The organism is Bradyrhizobium sp. LTSP849 (assembly GCF_000938255.1).
Taxonomy (GTDB): domain Bacteria; phylum Pseudomonadota; class Alphaproteobacteria; order Rhizobiales; family Xanthobacteraceae; genus Bradyrhizobium.
The window spans coordinates 567,018-584,592 of the sequence record NZ_JYMR01000052.1 but is presented as its reverse complement, the minus strand read 5'-3'; the positions used below and the strand labels follow the sequence as shown (position 1 = coordinate 584,592).

General features: G+C 63.6%; 20 protein-coding genes and 1 pseudogene. 17 read left to right on the top strand and 4 right to left on the bottom strand.

The genetic code is table 11. The features are described from left to right. Window positions 1–10: 10 nt before the first annotated feature. The 4 genes from UB31_RS33545 to UB31_RS33535 all read left to right on the top strand — a co-directional run bounded on the left by UB31_RS33545 (window position 11) and on the right by UB31_RS33535 (window position 2,186). Window positions 11–931: a metallophosphoesterase gene (locus UB31_RS33545; protein ID WP_045013892.1), complete on the top strand. Its 921-nt coding sequence runs from the start codon at window positions 11–13 to the stop codon at window positions 929–931. 52 nt (window positions 932–983) lie between these two features. Further along, on the top strand, window positions 984–1,172 hold the full coding sequence (locus UB31_RS40860; RefSeq protein ID WP_082078712.1) for a type II toxin-antitoxin system VapB family antitoxin: 189 nt from the start codon (window positions 984–986) through the stop codon (window positions 1,170–1,172). Between the two features lie 63 nt (window positions 1,173–1,235). Next, a complete protein-coding gene (gene ybgC / locus UB31_RS33540) occupies window positions 1,236–1,640 on the top strand; it encodes a tol-pal system-associated acyl-CoA thioesterase (protein ID WP_045002800.1) in 405 nt (134 codons plus the stop codon). 78 nt (window positions 1,641–1,718) lie between these two features. Further along, the gene (locus tag UB31_RS33535) at window positions 1,719–2,186 is read left to right on the top strand and encodes a nuclear transport factor 2 family protein (RefSeq protein WP_045013948.1); all 468 of its coding nucleotides are present in this window, start codon (window positions 1,719–1,721) and stop codon (window positions 2,184–2,186) included. Between the two features lie 45 nt (window positions 2,187–2,231). Here the strand turns inward: UB31_RS33535 and UB31_RS33530 are convergent, their stop codons facing one another. Together UB31_RS33530 and UB31_RS33525 are read right to left on the bottom strand one after the other, a co-directional pair. Further along, complete coding sequence (locus tag UB31_RS33530; RefSeq protein WP_045013891.1) at window positions 2,232–2,936, bottom strand: type 1 glutamine amidotransferase; 705 nt, start codon at window positions 2,934–2,936, stop codon at window positions 2,232–2,234. Window positions 2,937–2,946: 10 nt separating this feature from the next. Continuing rightward, complete coding sequence (locus UB31_RS33525) at window positions 2,947–3,870, bottom strand: LysR family transcriptional regulator (protein WP_045013890.1); 924 nt, start codon at window positions 3,868–3,870, stop codon at window positions 2,947–2,949. Between the two features lie 151 nt (window positions 3,871–4,021). Here UB31_RS33525 and UB31_RS33520 point away from each other — a divergent pair, with 151 nt between their 5' ends. From UB31_RS33520 to UB31_RS33480, 9 genes are read left to right on the top strand one after another with little or no spacing between them, the layout of a single operon-like run. Beyond that, window positions 4,022–4,978 carry an N-carbamoyl-D-amino-acid hydrolase gene (locus UB31_RS33520; protein WP_082078716.1) on the top strand — a complete coding sequence of 319 codons (957 nt, stop codon included), beginning with the start codon at window positions 4,022–4,024 and terminating at the stop codon, window positions 4,976–4,978. A gap of 48 nt (window positions 4,979–5,026) precedes the next feature. Beyond that, window positions 5,027–5,854 (top strand): ABC transporter substrate-binding protein, encoded by an 828-nt coding sequence (locus UB31_RS33515; protein WP_045013888.1) that lies wholly within the window; start codon window positions 5,027–5,029, stop codon window positions 5,852–5,854. Continuing rightward, on the top strand, window positions 5,851–6,708 hold the full coding sequence (locus tag UB31_RS33510; protein WP_045013887.1) for an amino acid ABC transporter permease: 858 nt from the start codon (window positions 5,851–5,853) through the stop codon (window positions 6,706–6,708). Before UB31_RS33515 ends, UB31_RS33510 begins: the two co-directional genes overlap by 4 nt. Beyond that, window positions 6,705–7,469: an amino acid ABC transporter ATP-binding protein gene (locus UB31_RS33505; protein ID WP_045013886.1), complete on the top strand. Its 765-nt coding sequence runs from the start codon at window positions 6,705–6,707 to the stop codon at window positions 7,467–7,469. Before UB31_RS33510 ends, UB31_RS33505 begins: the two co-directional genes overlap by 4 nt. A 15-nt stretch (window positions 7,470–7,484) precedes the next feature. Continuing rightward, a complete protein-coding gene (locus UB31_RS33500) occupies window positions 7,485–8,300 on the top strand; it encodes an ABC transporter substrate-binding protein (protein ID WP_045013885.1) in 816 nt (271 codons plus the stop codon). Then, window positions 8,287–9,171: a polysaccharide deacetylase family protein gene (locus tag UB31_RS33495; protein WP_045013884.1), complete on the top strand. Its 885-nt coding sequence runs from the start codon at window positions 8,287–8,289 to the stop codon at window positions 9,169–9,171. Before UB31_RS33500 ends, UB31_RS33495 begins: the two co-directional genes overlap by 14 nt. An 8-nt stretch (window positions 9,172–9,179) precedes the next feature. Continuing rightward, a complete protein-coding gene (locus UB31_RS33490) occupies window positions 9,180–9,830 on the top strand; it encodes an aspartate/glutamate racemase family protein (protein WP_045013883.1) in 651 nt (216 codons plus the stop codon). Window positions 9,831–9,853: 23 nt separating this feature from the next. Next, window positions 9,854–11,437 (top strand): ABC transporter substrate-binding protein, encoded by a 1,584-nt coding sequence (locus tag UB31_RS33485; protein ID WP_045013882.1) that lies wholly within the window; start codon window positions 9,854–9,856, stop codon window positions 11,435–11,437. Beyond that, complete coding sequence (locus UB31_RS33480) at window positions 11,434–12,807, top strand: amidohydrolase family protein (RefSeq protein WP_045013881.1); 1,374 nt, start codon at window positions 11,434–11,436, stop codon at window positions 12,805–12,807. Before UB31_RS33485 ends, UB31_RS33480 begins: the two co-directional genes overlap by 4 nt. Here UB31_RS33480 and UB31_RS41800 read toward each other — a convergent pair. Continuing rightward, window positions 12,797–12,961 (bottom strand): annotated as a pseudogene (locus tag UB31_RS41800) (transcriptional regulator); the annotation flags it as partial. The gene UB31_RS33480 and the pseudogene UB31_RS41800 sit on opposite strands and share 11 nt — an antisense overlap. A 136-nt stretch (window positions 12,962–13,097) precedes the next feature. On the opposite strand from UB31_RS41800, the gene UB31_RS33475 reads away from it, so the two are divergent. The 4 genes from UB31_RS33475 (at window position 13,098) to UB31_RS33460 (ending at window position 16,535) form a co-directional block, all read left to right on the top strand. Then, entirely contained in the window at window positions 13,098–13,577 is a 480-nt protein-coding gene (locus tag UB31_RS33475; protein ID WP_045002659.1) for a MarR family winged helix-turn-helix transcriptional regulator, read from the top strand. A gap of 389 nt (window positions 13,578–13,966) precedes the next feature. Next, window positions 13,967–14,995: an ABC transporter substrate-binding protein gene (locus tag UB31_RS33470; protein WP_050044898.1), complete on the top strand. Its 1,029-nt coding sequence runs from the start codon at window positions 13,967–13,969 to the stop codon at window positions 14,993–14,995. Beyond that, complete coding sequence (locus UB31_RS33465; protein WP_045013880.1) at window positions 14,992–15,774, top strand: ABC transporter ATP-binding protein; 783 nt, start codon at window positions 14,992–14,994, stop codon at window positions 15,772–15,774. The genes UB31_RS33470 and UB31_RS33465 overlap by 4 nt, the downstream gene beginning before the upstream one ends. Next, window positions 15,771–16,535 (top strand): ABC transporter permease, encoded by a 765-nt coding sequence (locus UB31_RS33460; protein WP_045013879.1) that lies wholly within the window; start codon window positions 15,771–15,773, stop codon window positions 16,533–16,535. The genes UB31_RS33465 and UB31_RS33460 overlap by 4 nt, the downstream gene beginning before the upstream one ends. Window positions 16,536–16,621: 86 nt before the next feature. Here the strand turns inward: UB31_RS33460 and UB31_RS33455 are convergent, their stop codons facing one another. Beyond that, window positions 16,622–17,539 carry a LysR substrate-binding domain-containing protein gene (locus UB31_RS33455; protein WP_045013946.1) on the bottom strand — a complete coding sequence of 306 codons (918 nt, stop codon included), beginning with the start codon at window positions 17,537–17,539 and terminating at the stop codon, window positions 16,622–16,624. Window positions 17,540–17,575: the final 36 nt, after the last annotated feature.

The window sequence follows — 17,575 nt, the reverse complement described above, 5'->3', positions numbered from 1 at the left end:
TCGGACTTCCATGATCTCTCGGCGTCATCTCATCCGTTCCATCGGCGGTCTCTCCGCCCTCGGGGTCTCGACCGCGGCTTACGGCGTCGGCGTCGAGCCGGTGCTGCGGCTTCGCGTCACCCGCTATCATCCGACCCCGCGGCAATGGCCGGCGGATTTTCCGTTGAAGATCGCCGTGATCGCCGACATTCATGCTTGCGATCCCTGGATGTCGCTGGATCGGATCGAGGCCATCGTCGATCGCACCAACGCGTTGAACGCCGACCTCATCGTGTTGCTTGGCGACTATGTCGCCGGTCATCACCATGTCACGCGCATCATCCCGGCCGATGAATGGGCCAAAGTGCTGACCGGCCTGAAGGCGCCGCTCGGTGTTCACGCCGTCATGGGCAATCATGACTATTGGGATGACAAGCTCGTGCAGCAGGCCGGCCATGGCCCGACGGTGGCGCATCGCGCGCTGGAGGCGGTCGGCATTCCTGTCTATGAAAACGACGCCGTGCGCCTCAGCAAGGATGGCCGTCCGTTCTGGCTCGCCGGCCTCGGCGATCAGCTCGCTTTTCTGCCGGCACGGCGCTTCCGAAGCACGGGGCGATTCGGCGCCGACGATCTCACTGCGACGCTTGCAAAGGTCACCGACGACGCGCCGGTGATACTGCTCGCGCACGAACCCAACATCGCGCCGCGTGTGCCCGCGCGCGTCGCGCTGCAACTGTCCGGCCATACTCACGGCGGCCAAATCCGCCTGCTCGGCTGGTCGCCGGCCGTTCCGCCGCAGCACGGCCTGCGGCTCGCTTATGGTCATGTCCGGCTGAAATGCGATGTCATCATCTCCGGCGGCCTCGGTTGCAGCATCGTCCCGGTCCGCGTCGGCGTGCCGCCCGAGATCGTCGAGGTGACGTTGGGGCGGACGGGGCCGGTGGTTTCCTAGCGGCATGGAATACCAGATAAAATGATGCTACCTCTGATGAAGAGGAGCGCTCATGATAGCTACGGTTTCAATTGACGATGAACTTTTCGCAAAGGCGCAACAGTTTGCCGGCGTTGCAGAGACATCTGCCATTGTCGACGAAGCATTGAGGTCGTTCGTTCAGAGGGAGACCGCACGCCGTCTTGCGGGGGCGGGAGGAACCCGGATTGATGCCCATGTGCCGCCACGACGTCGTCCCTGATATTCCATGAGTAGTAGCTTGAGATACTCCCTCGATGGCGAGATCCGTGACGGCCGCCACCACATGCAGGTTCGGGTCTATTACGAGGACACTGATTTTTCCGGCATCGTCTATCACGCCAATTATCTGCGCTTCATGGAGCGCGGGCGGACCAATCATTTGCGGCTGATGGGCGCCGAGCAGCAGGCGTTGTTCGAGCAGCCGGCGACGGAAGACACTGGGTTCGCCTTCGTGGTGCGCTCGATGCACCTGGACTTCCTCAAGCCTGCGCGGATGGACGACGTGCTCGATGTCGTGACTTGGCCGATCGCGGTGAAGGGCGCTTCCATCATGCTGGCGCAGGAGGTGCGGCGTAGCGAGGACGTGCTGGTGAAGGCCGAGGTGCGTGTCGCCTTCATCAGCGGCGGTCGCGCCCAGCCGATCCCGAAGTCGATCCGTACGCTGATGAAGGCTGATCTGATTTCGTGATCGCCCGATAGGCGGTAGCCTATCGACTCCGCCGCTCGCGGCGATAGATTTGCGGCCCCGCCAACCGATGAGGCCATGATGTCGCGCCCGCCACTTCCGCCGTTCACGAGAGAGACCGCCGCGCAAAAGGCGCGCATGGCCGAGGATGCCTGGAATTCGCGCGATCCGGTGCGTGTCTCGCTCGCCTATACCGAGGACAGCCGCTGGCGCAACCGCTCGGAAGTTTTTCAGGGCCGCGAAGCCATCGTCGCATTCCTCACCCGCAAATGGGCGAAGGAGCAGGACTACCGGCTGATCAAGGACCTCTGGGGCTTCGACGGCAACCGCATCGCGGTGCGCTTCCAGTACGAGTGGCACGACGCCGGCGGCCACTGGTATCGCTCCTACGGCAACGAGCAGTGGGAGTTCGACGAGCACGGCTTGATGAAGCGGAGAGAGGCGTCGATCAACGATATTGCGATTGCGGAGAAGGATCGGCGGTTTCACTGGCCGGCGCCAGGGCCGAGGCCGGCGGATGTGGCGGGGCTGGGAAGCGATCCTTTCTGAGATGCTTCCGCTCCCTCTCCCGTTCTTACAGGGCGAGGCGAAGTCTCACCGCCGCGCCAGAAACCTTGCGATCGCCCCGCCCAGCTTCGCGCTGTCCAGCGGCTCCGCCAGCGACGCCTTCGCTGCGGCAACGACCGCCTCCGGCGCCTTCCCTTCGCGCAGTTCGCAGCAAATTTGAGCAAACTCCACATCGAACTCCGGATGCGGCTGCACCGACAGCGTGGTGCCGTTGGCGTAGAGCAGGCCGGCATGCGGGGTGAAGTCGGACGAGAGGATCGTCTGCGCGTCGCGCGGGGCTTCGATCACCTGGTCCTGATGCGAGCAGGCGATGGCGACCGCTTCGCCGTCGAGGACTCCGTTCTCCTCCGCCACGCGATAGACGTGGCGGCCGATGCCCCAGCCCTTCTCCGACTTGCGCACGGTGCCGCCCAGCGCCTGTGCGATCAGTTGGTGACCGAAGCAGACGCCAACCATCGGCGTGCTGTTTGCATGCGCAGTGCGGACGAAATCTTCCAGCGGCGCGATCCAGTCGAGCCCGTCATAGACGCCGGCGGCAGCACCAGTGATCAGGATGGCTTCGACCTTGTCCGGATCGGGAAGTGCATCGCCATTCGGGATGCTGACGATCTCGACTTCGGCCGACGGATTCTCGGCGTGGACCATGCGTTCAAACATGTCCGGGAACGAGCCGTGCCGCTCGCGATATTTTTGCGGGACTTTTCCCGTCTCGATGATGGTGATGCGTGCCATGTGCGCCAGCTCAGTCGCTTCCTGCCTTGTGTTCGTGTGGTGCTGCGCGCTCCAGCAGCGCGCTCTCCTTGCGCACCTCGCTGAGAAAGGCCTTTGCCAGGCGCGACAACGGTTCGGCTTCCGACCATAGCATGTAGGCGACTGCGCGCGTCGTCGGCGCGAATGGCCGGACGACAAGGCCGTGGCCGCCGTTCTGGCGCGGCGAGTAGGGATCGACGACCGCTGCGCCGACGCCTGCGGACGCGAGCACGCAGGCCGTGTTGCAATACCGCACCTCGACCGTCGGCTGGAACGGCGCGCCGGCTCGGGCAAAACTGTCACGCACGGCCTCGCCGAGCCGCGTGCCGCGCTCAAGCCCGATGAAGGGCATACCAGACAAGTCCGCGGCCGAGATCACCGGACTGTCGGCGAGCGGATGCTGCGGCGGCAGCACGCAGACCATCTCGCCGGTATGCACCACCTCATGCGCGATGCCGGGGTGATGCGTCAGCCCGAGCGCGAAGCCGAGCTCGGCAACGTGGCTGAGCACGCCCTCGATGATGCCCTCATAGCGCCGCACGTCGAAGAACACCCGCGTCTCCGGCCGGCGGCGCAGGAAGCCGGACAGCGCGGCAGGAATGATGCTGTAGGCGAGCGGCGGCGTCGCCACGATCGCGAGATGCCCGGAGCGGTTCTCGCGCAGATCGCGCACGCGGTTCTCGAGTTTGGCGTGCAGCGCGAAGATCGCCTCGCTCTCCTTGTAGAGCGCCATCGCTTCTGCAGTCGGAAACAGCCGGTTGTTGACGCGCTCGAACAGCGCAAACCCCGCCTGCGCCTCCATCGTCTTCAGGGCGTTGCTGACCGCGGGCTGCGACAGCGCCAGTTCGTCCGCCGCCGCCACCGTGGTGCGATGGCGGATGACGGCACGCAGGATCTCGAGCTGGCGCAGGTTCATATCACTGCCGATTATACTCTAGGCCAAAACATCATAGCACGATGAATTGCTTTTGCAGCCCTGCTTGCGCCTAATGCTTTCGGATTTGCACGCTGGATCAAAGGGTTCGATCGCCCATTGAGGCAGCAGCGCGCACATATTGGAGGCAATCTTGGTTCGTGTCCTTCGCGCCGCCGCAGCCCAGATGGGGCCGACGCAAAAAGCCGATACGCGCGCGCATACGCTGAAACGGATGCTCGACATGCTTGAGGAAGCGGCCGGCCGCGGCGCCAGCCTCGTGGTGTTTCCCGAGCTCGCCTTCACCACTTTCTTTCCGCGCTGGCTGCTCGAAGGCGACGCGCTGGACGAGTATTTCGAGCACGGCATGCCGAACCCGTCCGTGGCGAAACTGTTCGATCGCGCGCGGGCGCTGCGCGTCGGCTTCTATGTCGGCTATGCCGAGCAAACCGCGGATGGCCGCCGCTACAATTGCGCGATCCTGGTCGATCGCGACGGCGAGATCCTCGGCCGTTATCGCAAGGTGCATCTGCCGGGCTCGGTCGAGCCGCGCGTCGGTGCGCGCTACCAGCAGCTCGAGAAGCGTTACTTCGAATATGGTGATCTCGGCTTCCCCGCCTTCCGCGCCGGCTCGGCCTGGGCCCACGCGATCATGGGCATGATGATCTGCAACGACCGCCGCTGGCCGGAATCCTGGCGTGTGCTCGGTCTGCAAGGCGTCGAGCTCGTCTGCATCGGCTACAATTCGGCGGCCTACGATCCCAATGGCGGCGTCACGGAAGACGCATCCTTGCGCACCTTCCATTCGACGCTGGTGACGCAGGCCAACGCCTACATGAATGCGACCTGGGCGATTTCGGTGGCCAAGGCCGGCGACGAGGACGGTTCCGGACTGATCGGCGGCTCCTGCATCGTCGATCCGAATGGCTGTATCGTTGCGCAAGCCGCGACGCTGACCGACGAGGTGATCGTCGCTGATATCGATCTCGACCTCTGCCGCCAGGGCAAGGACAAGATGTTCAACTTCGCCGCCCATCGGCGGCCCGAGCAATACAGGGTGATCACCGAGCGCGCCGGCGTCATCGAGCCGGCCGTTCTCGACGCGGACTGATTAAATGGCACGGCGCTGGCAAGGATCGGTAAAGGCAAAGGAGCTGACATGACACGCCTCTCGCTTTCTCTCGGTCTTGCCGCGCTGGCGGCGATCGCCTCCGCGCGAGCCGCCGAACTCCCGGCCGAGATCAAACAGGCCGGCACGCTGCGGCTCACGGTCAATGCGACCTACGCGCCGATGGAATATCGCGATCCCGCGACCAGCGAACTGGTCGGGCTCGACATTGACCTCGCAAACGAGCTCGCCAAGCGGCTGGGTGGCCTCAAGATCGTCTGGAGCGAGACGCCGTTTGCCGAGCTGATCCCCTCGCTCCAGACCAAGCGCGCCGATTTCATCCTCTCCGGCATTTCCGATCGCGCCTCGCGGCGTGAGACCGCTGATTTCGTCGACTATCTGACCACGGGCCCGCAGTTCTTCGTGATGGCCGAGAGCGAGGCGAAAGCCGCCACCGATCTCTGCGGCAAGAAGGTCGGCACCACGCGCAGCACCAGTTTCCCGGTCGAGATCGAGAAGTGGAGCAAGCAGAATTGCGAGGCGTCCGGCAAGCCGGCGATCCAATATGTCCCGGGCGAGAACTCGATCGATGTTCGCAACCAGCTCAAGCAGGGCCGCATCGACGCCGCCGTGCAGGGCAGCGAGACGCTGCCTTATGCGCAAACGCAGGAGCCCGGCAAATACCGCGTCGTCGGCGAGTCCTTCGCCAAAGGCTATCAGGGCATCATGTTCCGCAAGGAAGATACGGCGCTCCGCGAGGTCGTCACGGAGAAGCTCACCGCCATGATCACCGATGGGTCCTACAAGGCCGTTCTCGACAAATGGGGCCTGGGTGCGAATGCGGTCGCGCAACCCATGCTAAACGCGGCGCCGCAATGAAGCCGGCGCCGGCACTCGCCGAGGGTTTTCCCGATCTGTCGGGGATGCGGATCGCGCGCGAGCCGCACTGGTTTCGCTGGCTCAGCGCGGCCCTGATCGTGCTCGTGCTGGCGGCGATCGGTCGCGCATTTGCGGGCGGTCAGATCGAATGGTCTTATGTCAGCCGCTTCCTGACCGCAAAGGTGATCATCGAGGGCATCGTCAACACCATGGTGATGGCGGTGCTGGCGATGGCGTTCGGCATCTTCCTCGGCGTCGTCGTTGCGATCATGCGGCTGTCGCCCAATCCGGTGCTGAAGACGGTCGCCGCCGGCTACACCTGGCTGTTTCGCGGCACGCCGCTGATCCTGCAATTGCTGTTGTGGTTCAACCTCGCGCTGGTGTTTCCGACCATTGGCATTCCCGGCCTGTGGAGCGCGCGCGCCGTTGACGTCATGACGCCATTCCTGGCTGCGCTGCTCGGGCTCGGCATCAACCAGGGTGCCTACACGTCGGAAGTGGTGCGCGCCGGCATGCTGTCGGTCGACATGGGACAATATGAGGCGGCGCAGGCGATCGGCATGGGACGGCTGCGCGCGCTGCGCCGGATCATCCTGCCGCAGGCGATGCGCGTAGTGATCCCGCCGCTCGGCAACGAGTTCATCGGCATGGTCAAGGCGACTTCGCTCGCGAGCGTCATCCAGTATCCGGAAGTGCTGCACAACGCCGAAAACATCTATTACGCTAACTCCCGCGTGATCGAGCTGCTGATTGTTGCCGGGCTCTGGTACCTGCTCGTCGTCTCGATCCTGACCCCACTCCAGATGCTGCTCGAACGCCGCTTCGCGCGTGGTACATTGCAGTTCGCCCGATGACAAAACCCCTCGTCGCGATCCGCTCCGTCAGCAAAAATTTTGGAGAGTTCCAGGCTCTCAAAAGTGTCTCGCTCGACGTCTGGCCCGGCGAGGTGATGTGTCTGATCGGCGCCTCCGGTTCGGGCAAGACCACTCTGCTCCGCTGCATCAACCAGCTCACCGCGATCGATGCGGGCGGCATCTGGCTTGACGGCGAGCTTCTGGGCGTGCGCGAGCAGGGTGGGCGGCTCTATCGCCTCAGCGAGCGGGAGATCGGGCGGCAGCGGCTGAAGACGGGCATGGTGTTCCAGCGCTTCAACCTGTTTCCGCACAAGACCGCGCTGGAGAATATCACCGAAGGTCCGCTTCAGGTGCAGGGCCGCAAGTCCGACGAAGTACGCGCCGAGGCCGTTGAGCTGCTTCGTCGCGTCGGGCTGTCGGCGAAGGCCGACTCGTATCCCGCGCAGCTGTCTGGCGGCCAGCAGCAGCGCGTGGCGATTGCCCGCGCGCTCGCAATGAAACCGATGCTGATGCTGTTCGACGAGCCGACCAGCGCGCTCGATCCGGAACTCGTCGGCGAGGTGCTTGCCGTGATGAAGGAGCTGGCAAAGAGCGGTATGACTATGATGGTGGTGACGCACGAGCTCGGCTTTGCGCGGGAGGTCGCGGACCGCGTCGTTTACATGGACCAGGGCGCGATCGTCGAGCAGGGGCGTGCCTCCGAGGTATTGGGCGCCCCGCGCGAGGAGCGTACCAAAGCATTTCTTTCGGCGGTGATCTGATATGGGGGCGTGTTGATGAAGAGAATTTTGGTTGCGGCGGCGCTTTTCGGCGCCATGACCGTTTCGGCTGTAGCGATCGAGCTGCCGCCAGAGATCGTCAAACGCGGCAGTATCAAGATCGCGCTGGTGCCGAACTATCCGCCGATGGAGTTCCGCGACCCTGCCACCAATGCGCTGTCCGGCTTCGACATCGATCTCGGCGAGGCGATCGGCCGCAAGCTCGGCGTCAAGATCGAATGGCAGGAGACAAGCTTCGACCAGTTCATGCCGTCGATCTCGACCGGCCGTGTCGATGCGATCCTTTCGGGCTTTACGGATTACGCCAGCCGGCATGACACGGCGAGCTTCGTCGACTATCTCAAAAGCGGTCCGAACTTCTTCGTGCAGCAGTCACGCGCGGCCGAGTTCAAGGACCTGGCCGCGCTCTGCGGCAAGAAGGTCGGCGCCAGCCGCCGCACCAAGTTTCCGGCCGAGATCGCGACCTGGAGCGAGAAGAACTGCGGCAGCGCTCCGATCGTCTTCGTCGGCACCGACGGCTCGGCCGATGCCCGCACCCAGCTCAAGCAGGGCCGCATCGACGCCGCCGTGCAGGGCAACGAGACGCTGCCTTACATCATGGATCTCGAACCCGGCGCGTATGCGCCCGTCGGCACGCCGATCTCGCAGCAATTCACCGGCATCGCGCTGCCGGTCAAGGAAAAGGCGCTTGCGCAGGCCATGCTCGAAGCTGTCGACGCGCTGATTGCCGACGGCAGTTATCGGACCCTGCTCGCCAAGTGGAAACTGAGCGACAACGCAATAGAGAAGGCAACCATCAATGCTGGACAGTAAGGCACTTCAGAGCATTCCGCTCACCCCAGCCAACACTGCGGAACCCGCGCCGGAATACCCGTGGCCGAAGCCGTACAATTCCGCGATGTTCCTGTCGTTCGACGTCGACGCGGAAAGCGCCTGGACCAGCAAGGACGCGGTGCATGCCCAGCGGCTCATCACCATGAGCTATGGCGGCTATGAGGCGCGCGTCGGCACGCCGAAACTGCTGGAGCTGCTCGACCAGCTCGATCTCAAGGCGACCTTCTTCGTCACGGGATGGTCGGTTGATGCACATCCGGCGATGGCGGAGTCGATCCTCAAGGCCGGCCACGAAATCGGCCATCACGGCTATCACCATCTCCTGCCTGATCCCGGCGATCCCTGGATCGAGGAGGAGCTGGAGCGCGGTTTTGAGGCGCTGAAGCGCCGGCTTGGTGTCAGGCCGACCGGCTACCGCGCGCCCTACGGCGAGTTCACCGAAGAGCTGCGGGTGGCGCTGGTGCGTCACGGCATTGTCTACACCTCCTCGTTCCGCGACGACGTGCGGCCCTATCGCCATCGTCTCGCCGACGGCAAGCCCGGCACGATCGAGCTGCCGGTGACCGCGAGCTATGACGACTGGATGCACGGCCTCTCGGCGCGCTTCAGCCCGCGTTCGATCTTCCCCAAGGAGCACGTGCTGTCGATCTGGAAGGACGAGCTCGACGAAACCAGGGACTGGGGCGCGATGGTGACGACCGTGCTGCATCCGCAATGCAGCGGCCGTCCGATGCGGTTGCGCCTGCTGCGCGAGTTCCTGACCTACGCAAAGTCGTGCCCGGACGTCTGGATCACGACCGGCGAGAAGATCGCGGCCAACTTCCTGCGCCACGAAGCCGGTAACCGCTGAGCAGTGCCATGACCCGCATCCTCGTCATCAACCCCAATTCCTCGGCGTCGGTGACGGCGGCGATCGATGACGCGGTCGCGCCGCTGCGGATCGCCGGCGGGCCGGAGATCGAGGTGGTCGGCCTTGCCGAAGGACCGCCGGGCATCAGCTCGCAGCGCGATGCCGATAGCGTGGTCATGCCGCTGGTGAATCGCGTGTCGCGCGACAATGCGGATGCCTTCGTGCTCGCCTGCTTCAGCGATCCCGGCCTGCATGCGGTGCGCGAGGCGGCGGGCGGACGCCCGGTGCTGGGCATCGCCGAGTGCGGCATTTTTCGCGCGCTGATGCTGGGCGAACGGTTTGGAATCATCGCGCTGTCGCCGTCGAGCATCCGCCGCCAGCAGCGCATGGCCCGGGTGATGGGCGTCGACAGCCGCTATGCCGGAAGCTGGTCGGTTGGCGCGAGCGCGGCGGAAACGGCAGGCGCCGACATCCGTGGCCGGTTGATCGAAGCCGGTCGCGCGCTGGTCACGCAATGCCGCGCCGACGTCGTGGTGATGGGCTGCGCCGGCATGGCGTCGCATCGCGCGGCGATCGCGGAGGCGATCGGCGTGCCCGTGGTCGAGCCTGCACAGCAGGCGGTGGCGGCCGCGATCGGTGCCGTCTTGTTGAACACGTAAGATACCTTCAGGAGCCTCTAGTAATGCCTATCTCCCGCCGCTCGCTCCTCAAGGCTGCCGCAGCAATGCCGGCGCTGTCGCTGCCGGGCATCGTCCGCGCCGAGTCTCGATCCACACTGCGCTTCATCCCCGTCATCGATCTCGCCTTCGTCGATCCGATCTATTCGACCGCGCAGGTGTCGCGAAACCACGGCTTCATGGTCTACGACACGCTCTACGGCATGAGTTCCTCGCTCCAGGTCTCGCCGCAGATGCTGTCGGGCCACGTCATCTCCGGTGACGGCCTTCAATGGGACCTCAGCCTGCGCGATGGCCTGTTCTGGCACGACGGCGAGCGCGTACTCGCGCGGGACTGCGTTGCCAGCATCCGCCGCTGGGCGGCGCGCGACGGCTTTGGCGGCGAGCTGATGGAGGCGACCGACGAGCTCTCGGCGGCCGACGACCGCACCATCCGTTTCCGTCTCAAGCGTCCGTTCCCGCTGCTGCCGCAGGCGCTCGGCAAAGCGGCGATCAATGCCTGCTTCATGATGCCGGAGCGGCTGGCGAGCCAGGATCCGTTCAAGCCGCTGACCGAAGTGATCGGCAGCGGCCCGTTTCGCTATCTCGCCGACGAGCGCGTGCAGGGCGCGCGCAACGCCTATGCCAAGTTTGAGCGCTATCAGCCGCGCAGCGACGGTAAGCCGGATTGGACGGCCGGGCCGAAGATCGTGCATTACGACCGCGTGGTCTGGACCACCACGCCCGATGCCGGCACCGGCGTCGCCGCGCTCCAGACCGGTGAACAGGACTGGCAGGAGACCACGCCGCACGATCTGCTTCCCGTCATCAAGGCCGCTGGCGACATCGAGACGCGCATCCTCGATCCCCGAGGTTACGCCTGCATGCTGCGCCTCAATCACCTTCAGCCGCCGTTCGACAATCCCGCCATGCGTCGCGCGCTGTTGGGTGCGATCGACCAGTCTTCGTTCATGACGGCGGTTGCCGGCACCGATCCGGCGTTCCAGGTGTCGCCGATCGGATTCTTTGCACCGGGAACGCCGATGGCGAGCGAGGTCGGCCTCGACGTGTTCCGTGGGCCGCGCGACTACGCCAAGGTGAAGGCTGACCTGAAGGCCGCCGGATACAATGGCGAGAAGATCGTGGTGCTCGTCCCGACCAACTCGCTGGCGCAAAAGCCGCTCGGCGAGATCGCGGTCGACTCCTTGCGCAAAGCCGGCATGAACGTCGAATATGCCGGGCTCGATTTCGCCGTGGTGTTGCAGCGCCAGCTCAAGAAAGATCCGATCGGGCAGGGCGGCTGGAACGCGGCCGTCGGCAATTGGCAGGGCATCGACTGGCTCAATCCCGCCGGCAACACCAACATCCGCGGCGAAGGCAAGGTCGCCGGCTGGTATACGAGCGAGAAGATGGGCGGCCTGCGCAGCCAGTGGCTGGCTGCCTCCGAGCTTGCCGAGCAGCAGCGCATCTGCCGCGAGATCCAGGCCCTGGCGTTCGAGGAAATCCCCTATATTCCGATCGGCCTGTACAAGCAGCCGACCGCCTATCGCAAAGCCATCACCGGCATTCTCGACGGCACCGCCGTCTTCTGGAACGTACGCCCCGCATGAGCACCACAGCAATTTTCGGCAGCTATGTGCTGTCACGAAAGGACGGCGCGCAGGATGTGTTGCGCGACCATTGGGTCCTGGTCGAAGGCAAGAAGATCGCCGCGGTCACGCGCAGCAAGCCAATTGCGGACCAGGTGTACGATCGCCCCGGCCGCTTCGTCCTCCCGGGCCTGCTGAACCTGCACAATCATTGCTTCTCTGAGGCGGTCGCGCGCAGCCACAGCGAGGACGGCAACGGCCGCAAGAACAACCGGAGCATCGTCTACACGGTGCTGCTGCCGCTGACCAAGCGCGGCGCTGACATCTTGTCGGCGGAGGAGCGCATGGCGGTCGCGCGTCTCGGCATCCTCCAGCTACTCAAGGGCGGCGCCACCACGGTGATGGAACCGTTCCGCAATTCGATTCCGGAGATGTTCGACGCGGCGGAAGAGATGGGCATCCGGTTCTACGGCGCGCCGTATCTCTTCTCAACCTCCGACGCGAAGGCCGGCGCCGATGGCGTTGTGCAGTATTCCGGCGATGATGGCACCGCCGACATGGCGACGTGGGACGCGCTCTACCAACGCTGGAATAATCGCGGCGACGGCCGCATCGGCCTCGCAATGAGCCCGCACGCCACCGACACCTGCGGCCCAGATCTGCTGAAGGCCTGCGCCACGCGGGCGCGCGAGCTTGGCGTGCCCATCACGACGCATATGGCGCAGAGCCGGGCCGAGGTCGAGACCATCGGCAAGCGCTATGGCGGCCGTACGCCGGCGCAATATCTGGATTGGCTCGGCCTGCTTGCACCGGATCTGATGGCGGCGCACTGCATGTTCAGCAGCGACGACGATCTCAAGCTGATGGCCGCGCGCGGGATGACCGTGCTGAACTGCCCGCGCGTGTTCGCGCGCGCCGGCGTCACCGCGGCCTTCAGCCGGTTTGCAGAGCATGGCGTGCGTACCGTGGTCGGCACCGACGGCTACAACATGGATCTGCTTGGTGAGCTCAACGCCGCCTCGCTGATCTCCAAGGTCACCTCGCAGCGCGCCGATGTTGCGAATTCGCCAGAGCTGATCGAGGCGAACACGGCGGTCGCCGCCGACGTCATCAAGCGGCCGGACCTCGGCCGCATCGAGCCGGGCGCGACCGCCGATCTCACCGTCGTCGACCTCACCCATCCGCATCTCCAGCCGCTGTTCGACCCGCGCCGCGCGCTGATCGCGCTCGCCAATCGCGCCAATATCGATCAGGTCATGGTCGACGGCCGCGTGCTGGTCGATGCCGGCCGCTATCTCGGCGCGGATGAGACGGCGATCACGGCAGCAGGCACCGCCGCGATCGGCAAGATCTGGGATCTGCCGGAGGCGCAGGCGGCGTTCAACGGCTAAGAGACGGCAGATCATCAAACTCGGCGAGCGACTTGCGCATGGTCTCCACCAGATCCAGCGCCACCGGCGAGGGACTACGCTGTGCCGGAAAGACCGCGGAGAATTCGAAGTCGATGCGCGGCAGGAAGCGGCGCACAACGACGCTCCGCGTCGATTGTTTGGATGTGACAGCATGTCCTGATGTGCCGTATACCGTACCGAACAAGGGCATCCGCCGATTGGAGCGGGCTCTTCGTCGGCCGGTCATTGAAATCGATGTGAGTATGACGCAACGGACCAAATCCACCCCAATGAGCGCAAGAGTCAGGTCGGGTAGGTCGTCCGTAGAAGATGACCGGCCATACAACTTCAAGGAGCAGGTGGGCCATCTGCTTCGAAGAAATTACCAGAGGCACCTCGCCATATTTCAGGCCGCCGCCGCCGATAGGCAACTGACGTCGGTACAATTCGTGACACTTTGCGCGATTTCGGACTATGGGCCGAGTTCCCAAGCCCAGTTGGTGAACTCCACTGCTATCGATCAGGCCACGATCAGGGGCATCATCAGCAGATTGGTCGAGCGTAAGCTGATCAAGCTTTCTGCAGACCCTTCAGACAAGCGCAAGGTCGTCGCATCCCTGACTGGTCACGGCAGGCAGCTCCTCCAGGAAATGATCCCGAGCGCTCGAGAGATTACGGTTGAAACCGTCGCTCCGCTAAATCCCGCCGAGCGCGAGGCTCTCATGTTTCTCTTGAGAAAATTGATCGAGGGCGAGGACGGCGGCAACTGATCAGCTCCATCTGCGGGAACGTTCCCACGAGAAGCTTCGGTCACCCGCTTACGATCGGATAGGGCGCGACCGGGAGGCTCACCTGGATGCTGGAGGTTCACGCGCTGAATTTCCCGCTTCGGAGCCACGGCCATGGTCCAGCCGCTCACCTCACAGTTAGATATACAGTGCATACGCTGTAAATGACCCTGATGTGGGGGAGAAATCAACGGACATACATCCGCAACCTCCGAATTTTTGTGTTGTGATCATTATATGGTCAGTCGTCGCACATAACTTGACCTTGCTACAATAGCGTACACACTTGAAAATCCGTCTGTCAGACTGACGGCTCTTTGTTGTTCAATTCGTATCGTGATCGTTCTGAAACAATCGGCAGGGGGTACGGCATGGCCAGGATCGATATCTCAAGGCGGGCATTTTCCGCCGGCGTGCTCTCTGCAGGAGTCTTGAAGGCTGTTCCCGCCTTCGCGCAAGCTGAGACACTCAAGGTTAGGCTGGATTGGACTCCCTGGGGCGTTCACGGAGCCATCCATCTCGCCCAGGCAAAGGGCTGGTTGGCCGGTGCCGGACTGAACGTCGATGTGCAGGACGGCAATGGCTCTGCCGCAACAGTTCAATTCGTCGGCGGCAGCAGCGAGTTCGACCTCGGGCATGCGTCGCTTGCCACCATGATGGTGGCGCGAAGCAAGGGGCTTTCCGTGAGGGCCGCTGCGGTCTTTGCCCGACAGGGCGATATCGGTTGCTTCGTTCCGAAGACCAGCGGCATCGCGGGTCCGGCGGACCTCAAAGGCAAGAAGATCATCTATACAGCGGGTGCGCTCGAGGCACCGTTCATCGATACATTCCTGGCGGCGGGTGGGCTCAAGAAGGGTGACGTCGAACTTGTCGCGGTGAGCGCGGCCAGCAAGGCGTCGACCTACGCGTCCGGTCAGGCCGACGCGGCGCTGTCCACAATTCCGTTCTTTCTGGCGGCGGTGGCCGATGCCCGCCCGTCCAATGCGATACGGTTCGCCGACTACAAGCTGGAAATGCCCGGCTACGGCCTTTTGGCGCAGGAGTCGACACTGACGGGCCCCAAGCGCGATGCGGTCTCCAAATATTGCAGCATTGTCGCGGCGACGTGGAAATACATCTATGACGGGCATCAGGAAGAGGCGGTCGAGGCCATAATCTCTCAGCGCCCGCAAGCACGGCTGGATCGGAAGGTCCTCCGCGGGCAGATTGACTCGCTTCAGGGCTTCCTGGATACGGCGGCCGGGAAGACGCTCCCCTTCGGCGTCATAACGGTTGTCGATTGGGACATCGCGGTGCGAACCCTGTCCGCCGCAGGCCTCGTCGCACCGGAAAGCAAAGGCTCGGACTACGTCGAACTCGGCCTGGTGAAACCCGTCGAACTGCAGGCGGCGCGTCTGTGACCGCAGTCAGCGCCCGCGCTCTGCACAAGATCTACGAAGGACAACGCAGCGTTCTGGCGCTGGACAATGTGTCGCTGGAGATTCCCGAGGGACAGTTCACCAGCATCCTGGGGCCGAGCGGGTGCGGCAAGAGCACGTTCCTGAGGTGCATTGCAGGCCTGGAGGAGATCAGCGACGGCTCGTTGCACGTTCGGGGCAAGGAGGTAAACGGGCCACCGGACAATATCGGCATGGTCTTCCAGCGAGATGCCTTGCTCGATTGGAGGACGATCGAGCGCAATATCATGCTGCCGATCGAGTTCGCAAAGAAGTCCACGCAGGCTGCGGCGCCTTCGATGGCAAAATTGTTGAAACTGACGGGTCTTGCGGATTTCGGCGATCGCTATCCAAGGGAGTTGTCGGGAGGAATGCGCCAACGTGCGGCTATTTGCCGGGCGTTGATCGACTCGCCGGCTCTCCTCTTGATGGACGAACCATTTGGCGCACTTGACGCGTTGACGCGCGATCAGATGAACGTCGAGTTGCAAAGGATATGGCTCGAGATCCGCAATACCGTGATTTTCGTTACCCACGGCATTTCAGAGTCGGTGTTTCTCGCAGATAAAGTGGCGGTATTCTCACCCCGGCCGGGACGCATCTTGGAAGTCATCGATATCGACCTGCCGCGCCCTCGCAAGCTCGCGATTCGTGAATCGGCCGAGTTCGGCGCCTATACCCAGCACATCCGTCGATTGTTCGAGGGCATGGGTCTCATCGACGAAAGCGCAGAAGTGGAATGACGAGGAACAGCCACGTCCTTCGTTCCCTTGTCATGGGCCTAATTTCGTTTGGCGTATTGCTGCTGCTATGGGAGGCTGCCGTAAAGGGCTTCAACGTACGCCCGATCATCATGCCGGCCCCGTCGAGCATTTTCCGGGAACTCTGGGGAGATCTGCCGTGGTATCTGGCCAATGCCGGGTACACGCTTTTGACCACCTTGGTTGGCTTCGTTCTATCGGTGGTGATCGGAGTTCTGATTGCCGTGCTGCTTGTGAGCGTCCCATGGTTTGAAAGCACGATCTATCCGTTGATCATTTCATTCAACAGCGTGCCGAAAGTCGCGATCGCGCCGCTTTTCGTGGTTTGGCTCGGCACTGGCGCCGAACCTCAGATTGCAATTGCCTTCCTGATCGCCGTTTTCGCCATTATTGTCGATGCGGTGCACGGGCTCCGATCAGTGCCGGCGGATGTGATGGATCTGGGCCGAGTTCTCAAGGGTTCGCGCGCGGACTTTTTCTTCAAGGTGAGATTGCCCGGCGCCTTGCCATCAATTCTGTCCGGCATGAAAGTGTCCATATCGCTCGCCCTGGTGGGCGCGATCGTAGGAGAGTTCGTGGCTTCGCAGCGGGGCCTCGGATATATCATACTTTCCGCGCAGGGCTCGTTCGACACCCCGCGCGTTTTCGCGGCTCTATTTCTTCTGGCGGCGATGGGTATGCTGCTCTTTTCGACTGTCGGGCTGCTTGAGCGGCGTCTGACGCATTGGCGGCATATTTCATAAGCCATCTCGACCACGGATTGACCGCCGAAGCCCCGTAGATTTTTCAGTGTTACTTACGTTCGGGATGCGGGAGTTGCAGGCGGCGTTCAACGGATGAGGGCCGGTTGATCGTCGAACTCCGCAAGCGACTTGCGCATCGTCTCGACCAGATCCAGCGCCACCGGCGAGGGGCTGCGCTGGGCCGGAAAGACCGCAGAGAATTCGAAGTCGATGCGCGGCAGGAAGCGGCGCACCACGACGCCGCGGGTGGAGAATTCCTGCGCGGTGAAGGGATCGCAGATTGCGACGCCAAGCCCCGACGACACCATGCCGCACATGATCTCCGACAGCGTGGTCTCGACCCGCAGCACGCGGCGGACATCGTGGCGGTGGAAGACCTGATCGACGAGGTGCCGGCTCGCCGATGCCGCCGACAGCGAGATGAAGGTCTCGCCCTCGAAGTCGCGCGGCTCCAAGACTTCCTTTTCTGCGAGGCGATGACCGGTCGGCAGCACGGCGACGCGCGCCGGTGCTGGCAGCTTCTGGCTCGGCAGGCCGGAATGCGCGATCGGTACCTCGGCAAAGCCGACGTCGCACTGATTGTTCAGCACCCAATCGACCACGATCGGCGAGATCACGCCGAAGAAGGCGAGGTTGAGATTGGGCCGCTCCTTCAGGAAGTGACCGGTGAGCCGTGGCAAATAGCCGTTCGACAGCGCCGGCAGTGCTGCGATCCGCAGCGAGCCAGTGCGGCGGCCACGGATTTCTTCGGCCGCCGCGGTGATGCGTTCGAGGCCGACGAAGGAACGCTCCACTTCCGTATAGAGCGCCATCGCTGCGGCGGTCGGCACCAGACCGGTGCCGCGCCGCTCGAACAGCTCCATCTTCAACAGCGCCTGGAGATCGCGTAGCAACCGGCTCACCGCCGGCTGCGTCACGGTCATCAGCGCCGCCGCCTCGGTCACGCTGCCCGTGAGCATTGTCGCGCGGAAGGCCTCTACCTGCCGCGAATTGATCCGCACCATCCAAAGTCCAATCATAACATTTAGGCATGCAGAGGG

Coding starts and splice junctions, on each gene's coding strand:
- ybgC (WP_045002800.1), top strand. CDS start 1,236: ATGCAGGTTCGGGTCTATTACGAGGACACTGATTTTTCCGGCATCGTC.
- UB31_RS33505 (WP_045013886.1), top strand. CDS start 6,705: ATGACAAAACCCCTCGTCGCGATCCGCTCCGTCAGCAAAAATTTTGGA.
- UB31_RS33495 (WP_045013884.1), top strand. CDS start 8,287: ATGCTGGACAGTAAGGCACTTCAGAGCATTCCGCTCACCCCAGCCAAC.
- UB31_RS33510 (WP_045013887.1), top strand. CDS start 5,851: ATGAAGCCGGCGCCGGCACTCGCCGAGGGTTTTCCCGATCTGTCGGGG.
- UB31_RS33525 (WP_045013890.1), bottom strand. CDS start 3,870: ATGAACCTGCGCCAGCTCGAGATCCTGCGTGCCGTCATCCGCCATCGC.
- UB31_RS33515 (WP_045013888.1), top strand. CDS start 5,027: ATGACACGCCTCTCGCTTTCTCTCGGTCTTGCCGCGCTGGCGGCGATC.
- UB31_RS40860 (WP_082078712.1), top strand. CDS start 984: ATGATAGCTACGGTTTCAATTGACGATGAACTTTTCGCAAAGGCGCAA.
- UB31_RS33455 (WP_045013946.1), bottom strand. CDS start 17,539: ATGGTGCGGATCAATTCGCGGCAGGTAGAGGCCTTCCGCGCGACAATG.
- UB31_RS33490 (WP_045013883.1), top strand. CDS start 9,180: ATGACCCGCATCCTCGTCATCAACCCCAATTCCTCGGCGTCGGTGACG.
- UB31_RS33475 (WP_045002659.1), top strand. CDS start 13,098: ATGAGCGCAAGAGTCAGGTCGGGTAGGTCGTCCGTAGAAGATGACCGG.
- UB31_RS33535 (WP_045013948.1), top strand. CDS start 1,719: ATGTCGCGCCCGCCACTTCCGCCGTTCACGAGAGAGACCGCCGCGCAA.
- UB31_RS33545 (WP_045013892.1), top strand. CDS start 11: ATGATCTCTCGGCGTCATCTCATCCGTTCCATCGGCGGTCTCTCCGCC.
- UB31_RS33460 (WP_045013879.1), top strand. CDS start 15,771: ATGACGAGGAACAGCCACGTCCTTCGTTCCCTTGTCATGGGCCTAATT.
- UB31_RS33485 (WP_045013882.1), top strand. CDS start 9,854: ATGCCTATCTCCCGCCGCTCGCTCCTCAAGGCTGCCGCAGCAATGCCG.
- UB31_RS33530 (WP_045013891.1), bottom strand. CDS start 2,936: ATGGCACGCATCACCATCATCGAGACGGGAAAAGTCCCGCAAAAATAT.
- UB31_RS33500 (WP_045013885.1), top strand. CDS start 7,485: ATGAAGAGAATTTTGGTTGCGGCGGCGCTTTTCGGCGCCATGACCGTT.
- UB31_RS33480 (WP_045013881.1), top strand. CDS start 11,434: ATGAGCACCACAGCAATTTTCGGCAGCTATGTGCTGTCACGAAAGGAC.
- UB31_RS33470 (WP_050044898.1), top strand. CDS start 13,967: ATGGCCAGGATCGATATCTCAAGGCGGGCATTTTCCGCCGGCGTGCTC.